Below are 16,248 nucleotides of genomic sequence, written 5' to 3'. Positions count from 1 at the left end.
TACTACGTGTTCGAGCGAGCAAGACAATGGAGAGGACCGCACCATGGCAGATCGCGTACTCCGAGGCAGTCGACTGGGAGCGGTGAGTTACGAGACCGACCGCGACCACGACCTTGCGCCTCGTCGCGTGGCACGGTACCGCACAGACAACGGTGAAGAGTTCGATGTTCCGTTCGCGGACGACGCCGAGATTCCGGGCACCTGGTTGTGCCGCAACGGTCTCGAAGGCGCACTGCTCGAGGGCACCGCGCCGGAGGCCAAGAAGGTCAAGCCGCCGCGCACGCACTGGGACATGCTGCTGGAGCGTCGCTCGGTAGACGAGCTGGAAGAATTGCTCAAGGAGCGTTTGGACCTGCTCAAGGTCAAGCGTCGTGGAGCAGCGTCTTCGAGCTAGTGCGCACAGATACACAAGAAGGGCGGCGCCGATTCGGCGCCGCCCTTCTCTCTTTCGTGGTCTTCTAGTGGCTCGCTACCTTGCGGTACTGCGCGAGTGCGAGGGGAACGAAGATCGCGAGAATCACCAACGAACATCCCACCGCGTACAGGGTCGGGTTGTCCGCGGCCCACCCGGTCGGCTTCGCGAAGAACGGCGGTGCGGCGTTGTCGAACAACTGCCGACCGGACGCCGCGACGGCCGTGATCGGATTCCATTCGGCGATGCCGCGCAGCGGACCGGGCAGCGCCTGGGCCGAGACGAAACACGACGAGATGAACGTGACCGGGAACAGCCAGATCAGGCCCGCGCTCTGCGCCACCTCGACGTTGCGGGACACCAGACCGGTGAGCGCGCCCACCCACGACATCGCGAAACCGAACAGCAGGATCAGCCCGAACGCAACCGCGGCGTCGCCCGCCGACCCGTTGATCCGCCAGCCGACCACATAGCCGCAGCCCACCATGACGCCGAGGCTGATGATGCTGACGAGCAGGTCGGAGAGCGTGCGGCCGAACAGCACAGCGACCGGCGACATCGGTAGCGATCGCAGTCGATCGACGATGCCTTTGGACAGGTCGTTGGCGAGGCCGACGGTGGTGAACGTCGCGCTGAAAGCGGCGGTCTGCGCGAAGATGCCTGCGAGCAGGAACTCGCGGTAGGCGCCGCCGCCGAGTGACGCACCGAAGACATAGGCGAAGAGAAATACGAACATCAGCGGCTGCACGACAGCGGTCACCAACAGCGTCGGCACCCGGATGATGGTGAGGATGTTGCGCTGCGCGACGATGGCGCTGTCGCGGAACACCCGGAACGTCGGGTTGGGCGGGGTGATCGTCAACGCGGTCACAGCATGGCCTCCTGTACTCGATCGGCCGGGGCCGCTTCGGTCGATCCAACGGATTCGCCTGTCAGCGACAGGAATACGTCGTCGAGGCTGGGCTTGTGCACATTGGCGTCGTTGACGTAGATGTGTGCGTCGTCGAGCCTGCGCAGTACCTCGACCATGGTGCGCGTGCCGTTGGTGACGATCACCGAGAGCTCGGTGGTGAGCGGATCGCTGACCGGTTCGCCCACTCCCATTTCCGCAATGACGCGATGGGCGGTCCGCATATCCTGGCCGGGCGCCATCCTGATGGTCATCGTTTCGCCGCCGATGGTGGACTTCAAGTCCTCCGCCGAACCCTGCGCGATGACCCGCCCCTTGTCGATCAGGGTGATGCGATCGGCGAGAAAGTCCGCTTCCTCGAGGTACTGGGTGGTGAGCAGGACCGAGGTGCCGTCTTCGACGAGTTCGCTGATGACCTGCCACATGTCCTGACGACCGCGCGGGTCGAGGCCGGTGGTCGGCTCGTCGAGGATGACGACGCGCGGACGGGCGACGAGTGCGCCCGCCAAGTCGAGTCTGCGGCGCATGCCGCCCGAGTAGGTGGACGAGCGTCGATCGGCGGCGTCCTCGAGCTGGAACGAGCTGAGCAACTCGCGGGCCCGCGCGCTGGCCTGCGACTTGGTCATGCCGTAGAGGCGCGAAACCATCCGGAGATTCTCGAAGCCGGTGAGGTTTTCGTCGACAGCGGCGTACTGGCCCGACAACCCGATCTTGTGTCGGGCGGCCATCGGGTCCTTGAGTACATCGACACCGGCAACGTGGACCAGGCCCGACGTCGGCTTGAGCAGCGTCGCGATGATTCGGACGGTCGTTGTCTTGCCTGCACCGTTGGGTCCGAGCACACACATCACGGTGCCTGCCGGGATCTGCAAGTCGATACCGTCGAGCGCGCGCACTCCCCCGCGACCGCCGTACTCCTTGACGAGTCCGGAAACTTCCACTGCGAGTGTCATTGCGACGTCCGATCTTGGTGTGCGGAGCCCATCTGGGCCACGAGGCTCTTGGGGCGCATATCCGTCCAGTTTGCCTCTACGTACCCAATGCTCGCGTCTCGCGTCGAGGAATCCTGGGCAACGACCCATCCGCCGGGCACCGGCGCGAACGCGGGCCACAGCGAATGCTGGCCCTCGTCGTTGCAGAGCACCAGGTACTTTCCGTCGGGATCGTCGAATGGATTGGTCAACGACTTTTCCTTCCTGTGTGGATTCCGTTGTCAGCGAGAAATTTCGAGGTACCGGTGCAGCACCGGTCCGATTTCGGCGAGCGATTCGGGCGTCGTCATTGCGGAGTGCTCGCAGTCCACCGCGTAGTCGTGGATGCCGCCACGGACGAACGGGCGCCATGCCGAGGCGTTCCTGGTCGGGTCCGCGAGGTTGGTGACGTCGGCCGCCGCGGTGAAGAACAGCACCTCGCCGTCGAACGTTCCGGGCTCAAATTTGTATGCCAGGTCCGTGCCGTTCGCGTAGCCTGCGTACATCCGCTCCAGATGCGACGCGGTGAGCGCCTCGAACGGTCCGGGCTGCTTCCTGATCATCTCGGCAGCGTCCTCGAGCGTGACGTCCTCGGCCGGCTTCTCCACCGCCGGACCGAACTCCTCGAGAAGTTCGGCAACACTCGGCTGCGCGTCCTCGACGTGCTCGTCGGAGAGTACGAAGCTGTCCAGCATGGTCAGGAGCGCGACGTCGTCGCCGTTGCGCTTCAACTGAACGGCCATCTCGTGCGCGATCAAACCGCCCAGCGACCAGCCGAGCAGGTGGTACGGACCCTCTGGTCGGATCGACTTGATCTCCGAGATGTAGCGCTCCGCGACTTCCTCGATGGAGTCGAACGGCTCGTCCTCACCCGAGAGCATCGGCGACTGCAGGCCGTAGACCGGACGGTCGGACTCGATGTGCGACAGCAATCCTGTGTAGCACCAGGACAATCCGATCGCCGGGTGGACGCAGAACAGCGGTGCGAGTGTGCCTTGTGGGCGCACCGGCAACACCGTTTCCAAAGACGCCTCGATGGCGGCGGCAGCGGAACCGCCCGTGATTCCGATGCGGTGCGCCATGCCTGCCGGCGTCGGATCGGTGAACAGGGCCTGCATCGGTACGTCGAGATCGTGCTCGTCACGCAGGATCGCCACCACTCGGGTAGCCAGCAACGAGTTGCCGCCGAGTTCGAAGAAGCTGTCCTCGGCGCTGACGGTATCGAGGGCAAGCACCTCGGCGAACGCCTGGCAGATCGCCTTCTCGGCATCCGTCGTCGGTTCCCTATGCTCGTGCGTGGTGAACACCGGAGCGGGCAACGCCTTGCGGTCCAACTTGCCGACTGGGGTCAGCGGCAAGGTGTCCAGCAGGGTGATCGACTGCGGCACCATGTAGTTCGGAACGAGACCCGCAAGATGCTCGGTGAGGTCGGCAACCGCAGGCGCGTGCCCCTGGGCCAGCTTCACGTAGGACACCAGTGCTGTTGCGCCGCTGGGCAGTTCGTGGCCGATGGTGGTCGAGAACTCCACGGCCGCATGCTGTGACAGCGCGACGTCGATTTCGCCGAGTTCGATGCGGAAGCCGCGGATCTTGACCTGATGGTCGGTGCGCCCGACGTACTCGATTTCACGAGCCGCGGTGCGCGACGACCAGCGCACCAGGTCGCCGGTGCGGTACATCCGCTCCCCCGGCTTGCCATGCGGATTCGCGACGAACCGCTCGGACGTCAGCCCGGGACGGTGCTGGTAGCCGCGAGCGAGCTCGGGACCAGCAAGGTAGAGCTCGCCGGTGACGCCGACAGGGACGGGGTGCAGCCGGCCGTCGAGGACCATGGCGCTGACGCCGCGGATCGGTCCGCCGATGGTGATCGGCGTGCCGGGCGCCATCGGAGCACCCATCGTCGTGACGATGGTGGTCTCGGTCGGACCGTACACGTTGTAGAGGTTGCGCCCGGTTGCCCAGCGCGACACCAGTTCCGGCGGGCAGGCCTCGCCGCCGACCAGCACGTGCGTCAGATCGGTGACCAGTTCCGGATCTACCGTCGACAGTGCTGCCGTGGTGATGAACGAGTGCGTGATGCGTTCGGCAGCAAGCAGTTCGGAGAGGTCGCGGCCTCCGTAGATCCCGACCGGTGCGATCACCAGGGTGGCGCCGCCACCGAGTGCGAACAACAGATCGAGCATCGCGGCGTCGAAGCTCGGTGTCGCGAAATGCAGAACCCGCGACTCGTGCCGGACGTCGAAGCGCTTCTGGGTCTCGGATGCAAAGTTCGAGATACCGCCATGGCTGACGATCACACCCTTCGGCGTACCGGTGGAGCCCGATGTGTAGACCAGGTAGGCAGGGTGTTCCAGCAGAAGCGGCGTGGTGCGATCGGCATCGGTGATCGGCTCTGCGGGCATCTGGGCGACGTACGAGCTGAACTCGGCGTCGTCGAGCGTGAGCCAATCGAGGGTGCTCGGCAACCGATCACGATCGGCGGCCGTGGTGAGTCCGATCGCGGCGCGGCTGTCGGTCAGCATGTGCGCGATGCGGTCGCTCGGGTAGTTCGGATCGACCGGCACGAACGCCGCGCCGGTCTTCGTGACCGCGACGACCGCAAGCACCGACTCGATCGAGCGCGGGATACCCAAGGCCACATACGTTTCCGGCCCGACACCCAGGTCGGCAAGGACTCGGGCGAGCTGCGTCGACCGATCGTCGAGTTCGGTGTAGGTGAGCTCGATACCGTTGCTGGAGAGTGCGACGCCGTGCGGGTTCGCCTCGACCGCGGCGGCGAACACCTCGGGCAACGGGACCGCGGAACCGGTGTCCATTCCGTGGACCGGTGCCAGTGCCGAGATTTCGGCAGGCGCCAGGATCTCGAGATCGCCGACCGGTGTCGCCGGGTGCGACACGACGGCGTTGAGCAGGTTGACGAATCGACGCGCGACCTGCTCCGCCGTCTCGTGATCGAAGAGGTCGGTCGCGTAGTCGATCATGACACCGATGCCGTCGGCCGAGCGATCGTCGGTGTAGGACTCGGTGAGCGTGAACTGCATGTCGAACTTCGCTACCGCAGAGTCGATTTCGGCGGCCTCGACCTGCAGACCCGGCAGCTCGACGGCCGTCGGGACCTGGTTCTGAACGGACAACATGACCTGGAACAGCGGGTGGTGCGAGGTGGAACGTGTCGGGTTGAGCACCTCGACGAGTCGCTCGAACGGGATGTCGGCGTTCTCGAACGCATCGAGGTCGTTGCCGCGAACGTTGGCGAGCAGCTCGGTGAACGACAGCGCGGGCTGAACATCGGTGCGCAGCACAAGCGTGCCGACGAACATGCCGACCAGCTTGTCGAGCGCCTGCTCGCCGCGGCCGGCAATGGCGGTGCCGATTGCGACATCGTCGGTGTTCGCCAAGCGGTGCAGCAGCACGGCGAGTGCGGTGTGCAAGACCATGAACAGGCTCGCGTCGTGTGCGCGGGCAATCTCGGTGAGACCTCGATGCACGTCTGCAGTGACCTGAGTGCGCGCCGAACCGCCGCGGTAGGACGGTGTGGGCGGCCGCGGACGATCGCTCGGCAGATCCAGGTGTTCAGGCAGACCGACCAACGTGGTTCGCCAGAATTCGAGCTGCGTCGCGGCGAGACTGGACGGGTCGGCTTCGTCGCCGAGAACCGCACGCTGCCAGAGGGTGTAGTCCGCGTACTGGACGTCCAGCTCGGCCCACTCCGGACCGTTCCCCGCCGTGCGCGCTGCATACGCCTGCATCAGGTCGGCGGCGAGCGGAGCCAGTGACCAACCGTCCATGACGATGTGGTGGATCACCAGGACCAATACGTGCTGGTCGGCGGTGTTGCTGAACAGTGCAGCGCGCAGCGGAACCATCGAGGTGAGATCGAAGCCCTCGGCGAAGAACTCGTGACCGGTGACGTCCATGGCGTCGACATCGACATGCTCACGGTGCAGCGTGATTCCGACCTCGTCGATGGTGCGCACCTCCTGGTGCGGGCCGTCGTGGCTGTCGGGGAACACGGTGCGCAAGGTCTCGTGACGCTGCTGCACGTCGCGGATCGCCAACTCGAAGGCCTCCGCGTCGACAGCACCGCCGAGCCGAAGAGCAAGCGGGATGTTGTACGCACCGGACGACGTATCGAACCGATTGAGGAACCACAGCCGCTGCTGCGCGAGCGACAGCGGAATCCGGTCGGGGCGCTCCATGGATACGAGAGCGAGCTGATCGCCACGGTCGCCCTCGGCACCGAGGCGTGCCGCAAGGGCGGCGACGGTCGGGGTCTGGAACACGTCGCGAACCGCAACGCGGTGTCCGGTCGCTGTCGCGATGCGCGACACCAACTGCGTTGCCAGCAGAGAGTTTCCGCCGATGTCGAAGAAGTTGTCGTCCGCGCCTACCGCGGTAGCGCCGACGACGTCCGCGACGATCGACGCGACGAGCTGCTCGTTCCGAGTACTCGGCTCGCGAGACGATCCGGCGTCGATCGCGGCGAAGACAGGCTCCGGAAGCCCACGCCGATCCAACTTGCCGGTGGGGCTCAACGGAATCTCGTCGAGCACCACGAACGCACTCGGCACCATGTGCACGGGCAACCGGGTAGCTGCGTGCTCCCGGATTGCGAGCACGGCCGTCGGATCCTCGGTCAGCACCACGAACGTCACAATTCGCTGGGTGCCGGAGTCGTCGTTGCGAACTTCGGTGTGTGCGAACCGAACTCCTTCGTGCGAGACCACGGCTGCATCGATCTCGCCCAGCTCGATGCGGAAGCCACGCACCTTGACCTGATCGTCGCTGCGACCGACGAACGCGAGGTTGCCGTCGCGGTCCCACCGAACGACGTCGCCGGTGCGGTACATCCGGTCGCCGGTCACCCCGAACGGGTCGGCGACGAACCGATCGGCGGTGAGACCGGCTCGGCCCAGGTAGCCGCGTGCGAGGCCGTTGCCTGCCAGGTACAGATCGCCCGGGACTCCGGTCGGGACCGAGCGCAGCAGCTCGTCGAGCACGACCGCGCGAACGCCACGCAGCGGTCGGCCGATCGAGATGGCACCGCCCGTCGTCATCGGATCGGACACCGTTGCCACGATGGTGGTTTCGGTCGGCCCGTAGACGTTGAACATCGATCGGTTGGTGGACCACCGCGCGATCAAGTCCGAACCGTAGGCCTCGCCACCGACCGCGAGCACACGCAGTTCAGGCAGCGGCCAGCGGTCCGAATCGATACTCGCCAGTGCCGCGGGCGTGATGAAGGCGTGCGTGACGCGCTGTTCTTCGAGCAGCTCCGCCAGTTCGTCGCCACCGTAGACGTCGGTCGGCGCGATCACCATGGTCGCTCCGGCGCTGATCGCGAGCAGCAGCTCGAGCACCGAGGCGTCGAAGCTCGGCGACGCGAAATGCAGTGTGCGCGAATTGGTGTCGATCGCGAAGCGCTCACGCTCCTCGTCCGCGAAGTTCGAGAGTCCGCGGTGCGTGACGGCGACACCCTTCGGAATACCTGTCGAACCCGAGGTGTAGATGACGTAGGCGACGTCGTCGATGCGTGTGGTGCGTGTGCGCTCCCAGTCGAGTACCGGCTCGCCGGCAAGTGCCAACTCCACGCCGTCCACGTTCATCCACTCGATGCCACCCGGCATTCGAGCGCGATCGTCGGCCGTGGTCATGCCGAGCACCGCGGCCGAATCGGAAAGCATATGGGCAATGCGTTCGGCGGGGTAGTTCGGATCGACCGGCAGGTAGGCTGCGCCGGTCTTGGTCACCGCCAACGCACCGACCACCGAATCGATGGACCTGCTCAGGCCGAGAGCCACGATGTCGTCGGCTCGGACGCCGCGCTGGATGAGCGCGCGGGCAAGACGATTCGCGCGTTCGCCGAGCTGCCGGTACGTCAGGTGTTCACGTCCCGACCGGATTGCCGTGCGCTCGGGATGCGCGGCGACGGTGGCGTCGAAGTACTCGGCGAGCGTGTACGGGTCGGACGGAACCGCACCCCATGCGGGGACGAGCGATTCCTGTTCCGAGCGGGTCAGCACGTCGATCTGTCCGACCGGCGCGGAGGGTGATGCTGCGACGGCGGTGAGCACGGTGATCAAGCGCTGGCTGAGCGTGCGAATCGTGGATTCGTCGAACAGTTCCGAACTGTAGACGAATTCGAAGGTGCGCTCGGTGGCGCTGCCACCGGCCACGCGGAGCTCGAGGTCGAACTTGGACAGACCGAGGTCCAGTGCTTCGGCGGTCATCGTGACGCCCGGCATTTCCAGGTTCGGGATCGCCACGTCGTCGAACGACAGCGCAACCTGGAAGAGCGGGTGCCGTGCCGAACCGCGATCGGGGTTGATTGCCTCGACCAACCGCTCGAACGGGATCTCCGCGTTGGCCATGGCGGCGAGCACGGTGTCTTTGCCTGCCCCCAGCATGGTGTCGAAGGACTCGTGCGGGTCGACCTCGGTGCGCAGCACCAAGGTGTTGACGAACATGCCGATCAGGCTGTCCAGCTTGGTGTCTCGACGACCGGCGATGGGCGATCCGATGGTGATGTCTCGCGCGCCGGTTGCGTGCCGCAGCAGCACGGCGAGCGCCGTGTGGACGACCATGAAAAGGCTGACGTCGTTGCGTCGCGCGAGCGCCGAGAGTGATTTCTGCAACTCGGCCGGAACGGTCACCGGCACGGTGCTGCCCGCAAAGGTCGGCGCGGCCGGGCGCACGCGGTCGTACGGCAACGGCAGCTCGTCCGGGATGTCGGCCAGCGCCGTGGTCCAGTATTCGAGCTGCGCGCCGGCGACCGAGTCGGAATCGGAGTCGTCGCCGAGGGCTTTGCGCTGCCACAGCGTGTAGTCCGCGTACTGCACCGGCAGCGGTGCCCACTCCGGATCGGTGCCGATCAGGCGCGCGCGGTATGCGGTCATCAGGTCAGCTGTCAGCGGCGCCATCGACCAGCCGTCCGCCGCGATGTGATGCACCACGACGGCGGCGCTCACCGTGTTGTGTTCGGTGTTGTGCACCAACGTGACTCGCAGCGGTGTCTCCGCCGTCAAGTCGAAGCCGGTGCGTGCGGCCGACTCCAGGATTTCCGTCGCCCGTGCCGCGTCGACGTCGGTGATGGAAAGGTCCGGGACCGACTTGTCGGCGTCGACCACCAGCTGACGGGGACCCTCGTCGCTCGACGGGAAGATCGTGCGGAGACTCTCGTGCCGCTCGATCACATCGGCGAATGCGTACTGCAGAGCAGAAACGTTGACCTCGCCGACGAAGTGGATCGCGAACGCGATGTTGTATGCGCTCGATGTTGCGTCGAACTGGTTGAGGAACCAGAGGCGTTGCTGCGCAAGCGACAACGGAACGGTCGTCGGTCGAGGCGTGACGCGTGCAAGCGGCGCTCGGCCCGATGCGCTGGAGCCGTCGAGACGCTCGAGCAGCGCCGAGATGGTTGGCGAGTCGAAGATCGTGCGCACCTCGACCTCGGTGCCGAACGCTTCGCCGATGCCCGACGCCAAACGCGTTGCCAGCAGCGAGTTGCCACCGAGATCGAAGAAGCTGTCGTCGACTCCGACGGAATCGCACCCCAGTACGGACGTGAACACGGCGGCAACGCGGCGTTCGGCATCGGTGCGTGCCTCGCGCGACGCAGTGGGAACGGCGAACTGCGGCTGCGGCAACGCGCGACGATCGATCTTGCCTGCCGTCGTCATCGGCACCTGATCCAGCACCGTGACTGCCGCAGGGATCATGTACTCGGGCAGTGTGTTTCGCACGCCGGCGAGGATGTCGGCAACGTCGGCGGTCGAGTCCGTGGTGGTGATGTACGAGGCGAGGCGTGAGCGGCCTGCGTCGTCGCGGTGAATCACGGTGAGCGCAAAGGACACCGCGGGGTCCGCCATCAGTGCGCTGTCGATCTCGCGCAGTTCGATGCGGTAGCCGCGCAGCTTCACCTGGTCGTCGGCGCGGCCGAGGAAGCGCAATGTGCGATTACCGGAGATGACCACGAGGTCGCCGGTGCGGTACATGCGCGAACCGGTGCCACGCGGGTCTGCGACGAAGCGACCGGCCGACAAGCCCTGTCGGCCGAGGTAGCCCCGGGCCAGGCCCGGACCCGCAAGGTAGAGCTCGCCGGGGACGCCGAGCGGAACCGGATTGAGCCGACGATCGAGCACCGAAAGCCGTGCGCCCCTGATTGGTTCGCCGATGGTGACCGGCGCGCCTGCGGACATGGGCGAGGTGATGGTTGCCGCGACGGTCGCCTCGGTGGGTCCGTACGCGTTGAACATCGCGCGTCCGGTGGACCAGGTCGCGACCAGGTCGTCGCTGCAGGCGTCGCCACCGACGATGACCGTGGTGAGCTCGGGCAGTGTCGCCGAGTCCATGGTTGCCAGCGCAGCAGGCGTGACGAAGGCGTGCGTGACGTGTTCGTCCGCCAACAGCCGAGCCAACTCGGCGCCGCCGTAGATATCGGTGGGCGCGATGACGACGGTGGCGCCCGCGGTGAATCCCATCAGCAGTTCCAGAACCGACGCGTCGAAGCTGGGCGAGGAGAAGTGCAGTGTCCGTGAGTACCGCGACACCTGGAACCGCGCGACCTCTTCGCAGGCGAAGGAGGCGATGCCCGCGTGGGTGACGGCTACTGCCTTGGGAACACCCGTCGAGCCGGACGTGTAGATGAGGTAGGCCGGTTGCGCCGTGTTACGCGCCTGCGCAAGTTCCGAATCGGCGATCGGTCCCGCGTCGGCGTCGTAGTGCTGGTTGGCGACCGCATCGGAATCGAGCAGGAGCCATGCGGATTCGGGCAGCGCCGAACTGTGTGCGCCCGTCGTGATGCCGAGCACCATGCCGGAGTCGCTCACCATGTGGGCAATGCGATCCGCGGGATAGCTCGGATCGATGGGAAGGTAGGCGGCGCCTGCCTTCGCGACCGCCCAAATGGACACCACTGAGGCAATAGACCGTGGCAGCGCGATCGCAACGACGTTCTCGGGTCCGACGCCGTGCGAAATCAGCACTCGGGCAAGCTTGTTCGACTGACCGTCCAGCTCGCGGTAGCTCATTTCTTTGCCGTCGCACCGCAGCGCGACCGTCTCCGGGTTGCGCTGGGCGGCCTCGGTGAGAATCTCGGCGAGTGTGGTCGCCGGTTCGGCCGGCACTGTCGCGAGCGGGCACAGCCGCAGCGCTTCCCAGCCGTCGAGAATTGGGAGGTCGCCGACCGGCGCCGACGGATCGTCGACGATGCCTTGCAGCAGCAAGGTGAGCCGATTGGCGAACGATGCGATGGTGCTCGGATCGAAAAGGTCCGTTGCGTAGACGAATTGCGCTGTCAGGTCGGCGCCGGGCGTCGCAGGCTCGGTGATGCCGAGTTGCAGGTCGAACTTGGCGATGTCGCCCATGATCGGGCTGGCGGACGCCGCCAGACCCGCGAAGTTCACATCGATATCGGCGCTGCGCTCGTAGGACAGCATCACCTGGAAGAGCGGGTGCCGCGACGTCGAGCGTTCCGGCTGCAATGCGTCGACCAAACGCTCGAACGGAACGTCGGCGTTGGCGAACGCCGTGAGGTCGGCGTCCTTGATCACGTCGAGCAGGGCGTCGAATCCGGCGCCGGGGTCGACCTCGGTGCGGAGTACGAGCGTGTTGACGAACATGCCGACCAGATCGTCGAGTGCGCGCTCGCCACGGCCCGCGATCGGTGAACCGATTGCGATATCGGTCGTGCCGCTGAGTCGCGCAAGCAGCACGCTCAGGGCCGCGTGCAGGACCATGAACATGCTCGCGCCGCCTGCACGGCCGATCTCGTCGAGGCGACGATGCGTGTCCGCGTCGATGACGAAGGAGTGCGTGCCGCCCGCGTAGGACGGACGCAGCGGACGTTTCCGATCGAGGGGCAGATCCAGTTGATCGGGCAGCCCTGCGAGGGTCTGCGTCCAGTGATCGATCTGCTTCCGCAGCCTGCTGGTGGAATCGTCTTCGCTACCCAACTCCGCGCGCTGCCACAGCGCGTAGTCGGCGTACTGCACCGGCAGGGGCGACCACACCGGCGCCGTTCCGGTCGAGCGGGCGGCGAACGCGGTCATGATGTCGCGGGCCAGCGGTGCGAACGACCACCCGTCCCCCGCGATGTGGTGCAGCACGATCGCGAGCACATGCTCGTCGGCCGCCGTGCGGAACAGCCGCGACCGGATCGGACGATCCACGATGAGATCGAAACCGCGGCTCGCGAACTCGATCAGGCGGGCGTCGATCTGATCGGAGTCCACATCGATCGGGTCGCCCACCATGGTCAGTGCGTCGGCGTTGTGGATCAGTTGATGCGGACCGTCGGCGCTGTCCGGGAAGGTGGTGCGCAGGCTCTCGTGGCGTGCGATCACGTCCGTGAGCGCCAGGTCGAGCGACGACGGATCGAGCTCGCCGGTCAGGCGCACGGCGAACGGCATGTTGTAGACGGGCGAGGTCTTGTCGAACCTGTTGAGGAACCACAGGCGCTGCTGTGCCAACGACAGCGGAACCCGCTCCGGCCGCGGCATCGGCGCCAACTGCGTCGCCGCAATCGCGACATCGGTGCCGGTGATGCGGCGGGCCAGCCCGGCGACGGTCGGCGCCTCGAAAAGATCGCGAATGCCGAGCTCGGCACCGAGTTCCGCGTTGATTCGGGCGATCACTCGCGAGGCGACCAGCGAGTCGCCGCCCAGGTCGAAGAAGCTGTCGTCGATGCCGATGTTCGTCTTGCCGAGCACGTCCGACACGATGCGAAGCAAGGTGGCGTCCGCGTCGTTGCGAGCGCCGCGCACCGGCCCGTCTGCGGCAGGCGCAACGGGCGCGGGCAGAGCCTTGCGATCGACCTTGCCGTTGGAGCTGAGCGGGAGTTCGTCGAGCACGACGAAGCTTGCGGGAACCATGTAGCTGGGCAGTGTCCGAGTGAGCGATTCCCGAAGATCGCCGACCTCGATCGCCCCTTTTTCGGTAGCTACCACGTAACCGACCAACTCGTCCCCACCGTGCGCAGCCGGGCGCGCGACACACACCGCGCGAGCGACCGACGTGGCGGCAAGCAATGCGGACTCGATCTCGCCGAGTTCGATACGCAGGCCGCGCACCTTGACCTGGAAGTCGGTGCGGCCCAGGTACTCCAGGTTGCCGTCCGGACGCCACCGGGCAAGGTCGCCGGTGCGATACATCCGCGATCCGTTGGTGCCGAGCGGATTGGCCACGAAACGCCCAGCGGTGAGGTCGCCGCGACTCAGGTAGCCGCGCGCCAATTGTGTTCCGGCAATGTACAACTCACCGGTTGCGCCGGTCGGGACGAGTTCCAGCTTGGCATCGAGAACGTAGAGCTGCGTGTTCCATACCGGCGCGCCGATCGGGACGACGCGGGCATGCGCGCTGCACTCCCAGTACGAAACGTCCACCGACGCTTCGGTGGGACCGTACAGGTTGTGGATCCGAGCGGGGAGCAACGTGGCGAACTTGTCGACAGTCTCCGTCGCCAGTGCCTCACCGCTGCAGAAGACGCGACGCAGGCTTGTGCAGCGCGATGCGGTCGGATCGTCGACGAACACGGCGAGCATCGACGGAACGAAATGCGCTGTGGTGACGCCGTGTTCGGCGATCAAACCGGCGAGGTAGGCCGGATCGCGATGCCCGTCCGGTGCTGCGATGACGAGGCGGGCGCCCACCTGCAGCGGCCAGAAGAATTCCCACACCGACACGTCGAACGTGGCTGGGGTCTTTTGTACGACGGCATCGGAATCGTCGAGCCGATACTCGTGCTGCATCCAGCAAAGTCGGTTGACGATGCCGGCGTGGGTGACGGCAACACCCTTCGGCTTGCCGGTGGAGCCGGATGTGTAGATGACGTACGCGGTGTTGTCGCTGCCGAGGTCGGCGAGGCGATCGGAGTCGGTGACGCGTGAACCGTCGAACGCGGACAGGTCCACGGTATCGACGTCGAGGGTGCGTGTTCCGCTGGGGAGATCGACGCGATCCCGCGAGACCGTCAGGGTGACAACGGGTTGCGCCTGCTCGAGTACGTACTCGGTGCGCTCGGCCGGGTGATCGGGATCGATCGGGAGGTAGGCGCCGCCTGCTTTCACGGTTGCGTACATACCGACGAGCAGATCGAAGGATCGCCGGATTGCCAGCCCCACAATCGCTTCCGGTCCGACGCCGGCATCGATCAGCAATCGAGCCATTTTGTTGGATCGACGATCGAGCTCCGCGTAGGTCATCGACTCGGCGCCGAAGACCAATGCAGTCGAATCAGGCGTGCGCACAGCCTGTTCCGCGAACATGTCCGCAAGCGTGGTCGCGGGAACCTGGGCATCGGTGGCGTTCCAGGTTTCGAGGATGCGTTCCCGTTCCGAGGGGTGCATCAGCTCGAGATTGGAGACCTTCGCGCGGGTGCCTGCCGCGAGGAACCGCTCGAAGAACGAGAGGAAGCGCTGGTGGTGATTGCGCACATCGTCTTCGCTGTACGTGTCGGGGTTCGCTTCGAAGTCGACATGGGTGCGGCTGCCACCCACGCTGTTGTAGATGTTGACCGAGAGATCCTCCACCGGGCCGGTCGACAGCAGGTGCAGGGCGCCGGTGAGCGTGCCCAGCTGAATCTCGCTGTGGAACAACATGATGTTGATCATCGGGCCGAAGAATCCACGCGCCTGGTTGCCGTCGCCGTTCTCGCGCCGGATGTCCTCGTGCCGGTAGCGCTGGTGGCGCAACGCGCCCGCCAATTGATTGCTGACGTTCTCGATCAGGTCGCCGACGTTCGTACTGGCTGTGACGCGCACGTGCAGCGGAAGGACGTTCGAGACCATGCCGGCGGACCGACGCAGGATTGCGTTGGTGCGCGCGGTGACTGGAAGGCTCAGCACCACATCGGTACTGTCGGTGATCGCCGAAATGTATGCCGCCAGTGCGGCGGTGATCAGCGTCGAGGTGTGCGTCTCGTACCGATTGACTGCGCCGGCGAGCAGGCGCGACGTCGTGTCGTCGAGAATCCCGCTCTCGTTCCACCGGCCCGCACTCGCAGGCAGGAGACGACCGGCGAGGCTGGGCGCCTCCGGCAGGCCGTCGAGTTGTGTTGCCCAGTAATGCTTGTCACTCTCGCACCGTGCAGAGTTCTGGTACGCGGTCTGCGTAGCGTAGACGGCGGTGAGCGAGTGCGCCATCGACGCGGTCGGGATGTTGTTCTCCACAGCGGCCGTGTAGAGCTCGGCCATCCGGTTCAGTACGGTCATCGCGCCGAATCCGTCGATCACGATGTGATGTACCCGGGTGTACCAGATATAGTCCTGCTCCCCCAGGTGCAGGACGAAATTCGCGGCGAGCGGATCGCGCTCGATGTCTATGGGCGAGCTCGAATGCTTGTGCATCCAGGTCAGCGCCGCTTCTTGCGGATCGGCTTCGTCGCGGAGGTCGACGACGGTTGTCTTCAATTCGATGTCGGGATCGACGATTTGGTGCGGCTCCCCGTCGACGGTCAGGAGGCGCAGCTGTCCGACCTGCATTTCGACGCCGACCGTGTTGGCTGCTTTCGCGAGCAGAGCGATGTCGAGATCGCCCTTCAGATCGACGTACTGGGCAACTGTCAAGGGAACTTCGGGGGCAAGGTGCTGTGCGAACCACAGGGCGCTCTGAGCTGGCGAAAGCGGAAAAGCCGCCGACGAATCGATCGGAGCCATGGTAGGGACACCGTCGACTGGACTTGCGGCCAGTGGCTTCATCAATCGCTCCGTTCTCGAGAAAGGCGAGCGCACGCACCTCTCCTAACGGATAGGTGCAGGGTTGCGTCCGTCATTCGTTACGACCCAGAAAACGGATGGGTCGGAGATTGGACGAAAGGTGAATCGGCAGAACGGTTCAGATCGGTATTCGATATTGAAAGTTCGATGAAATGTGCGTTACAGCTTCGAGCGACCACCAAACACGTTCGGCTGGAATCGATTACCGCTGGTCACGGCCATGTTCGTTGAGGAAGCGAAAGT

5 protein-coding genes are annotated in these 16,248 nt (G+C 65.6%); 1 reads left to right on the top strand and 4 read right to left on the bottom strand.

Annotated elements, in window-relative coordinates:
• Positions 1 to 43 precede the first annotated feature (43 nt).
• Positions 44 to 394, top strand: a complete 351-nt coding sequence (locus FOY51_RS18965; protein WP_149431830.1) for an RNA polymerase-binding protein RbpA — start codon at positions 44 to 46, stop codon at positions 392 to 394.
• A gap of 64 nt (positions 395 to 458) precedes the next feature.
• On the opposite strand, the gene FOY51_RS18960 is transcribed toward FOY51_RS18965, so the two are convergent.
• The 4 genes from FOY51_RS18960 to FOY51_RS18945 are packed head-to-tail and all read right to left on the bottom strand — an operon-like array spanning position 459 to position 15,945.
• Positions 459 to 1,241, bottom strand: a complete 783-nt coding sequence (locus FOY51_RS18960) for an ABC transporter permease (protein ID WP_149431958.1) — start codon at positions 1,239 to 1,241, stop codon at positions 459 to 461.
• A gap of 38 nt (positions 1,242 to 1,279) precedes the next feature.
• On the bottom strand, positions 1,280 to 2,275 hold the full coding sequence (locus FOY51_RS18955; RefSeq protein ID WP_149431829.1) for an ATP-binding cassette domain-containing protein: 996 nt from the start codon (positions 2,273 to 2,275) through the stop codon (positions 1,280 to 1,282).
• Positions 2,272 to 2,505 (bottom strand): MbtH family protein, encoded by a 234-nt coding sequence (locus FOY51_RS18950; protein ID WP_149431828.1) that lies wholly within the window; start codon positions 2,503 to 2,505, stop codon positions 2,272 to 2,274. Before FOY51_RS18950 ends, FOY51_RS18955 begins: the two co-directional genes overlap by 4 nt.
• 30 nt (positions 2,506 to 2,535) lie before the next feature.
• A complete protein-coding gene (locus FOY51_RS18945; protein ID WP_149431827.1) occupies positions 2,536 to 15,945 on the bottom strand; it encodes a non-ribosomal peptide synthetase in 13,410 nt (4,469 codons plus the stop codon).
• Between the last annotated feature and the right edge of the window lie 303 nt (positions 15,946 to 16,248).

The organism is Antrihabitans cavernicola (assembly GCF_008297975.1).
Taxonomy (GTDB): domain Bacteria; phylum Actinomycetota; class Actinomycetes; order Mycobacteriales; family Mycobacteriaceae; genus Antrihabitans; species Antrihabitans cavernicola.
Note: the sequence above shows the minus strand (reverse complement) of the source record. Positions and strands in the feature narration are given on the sequence as shown.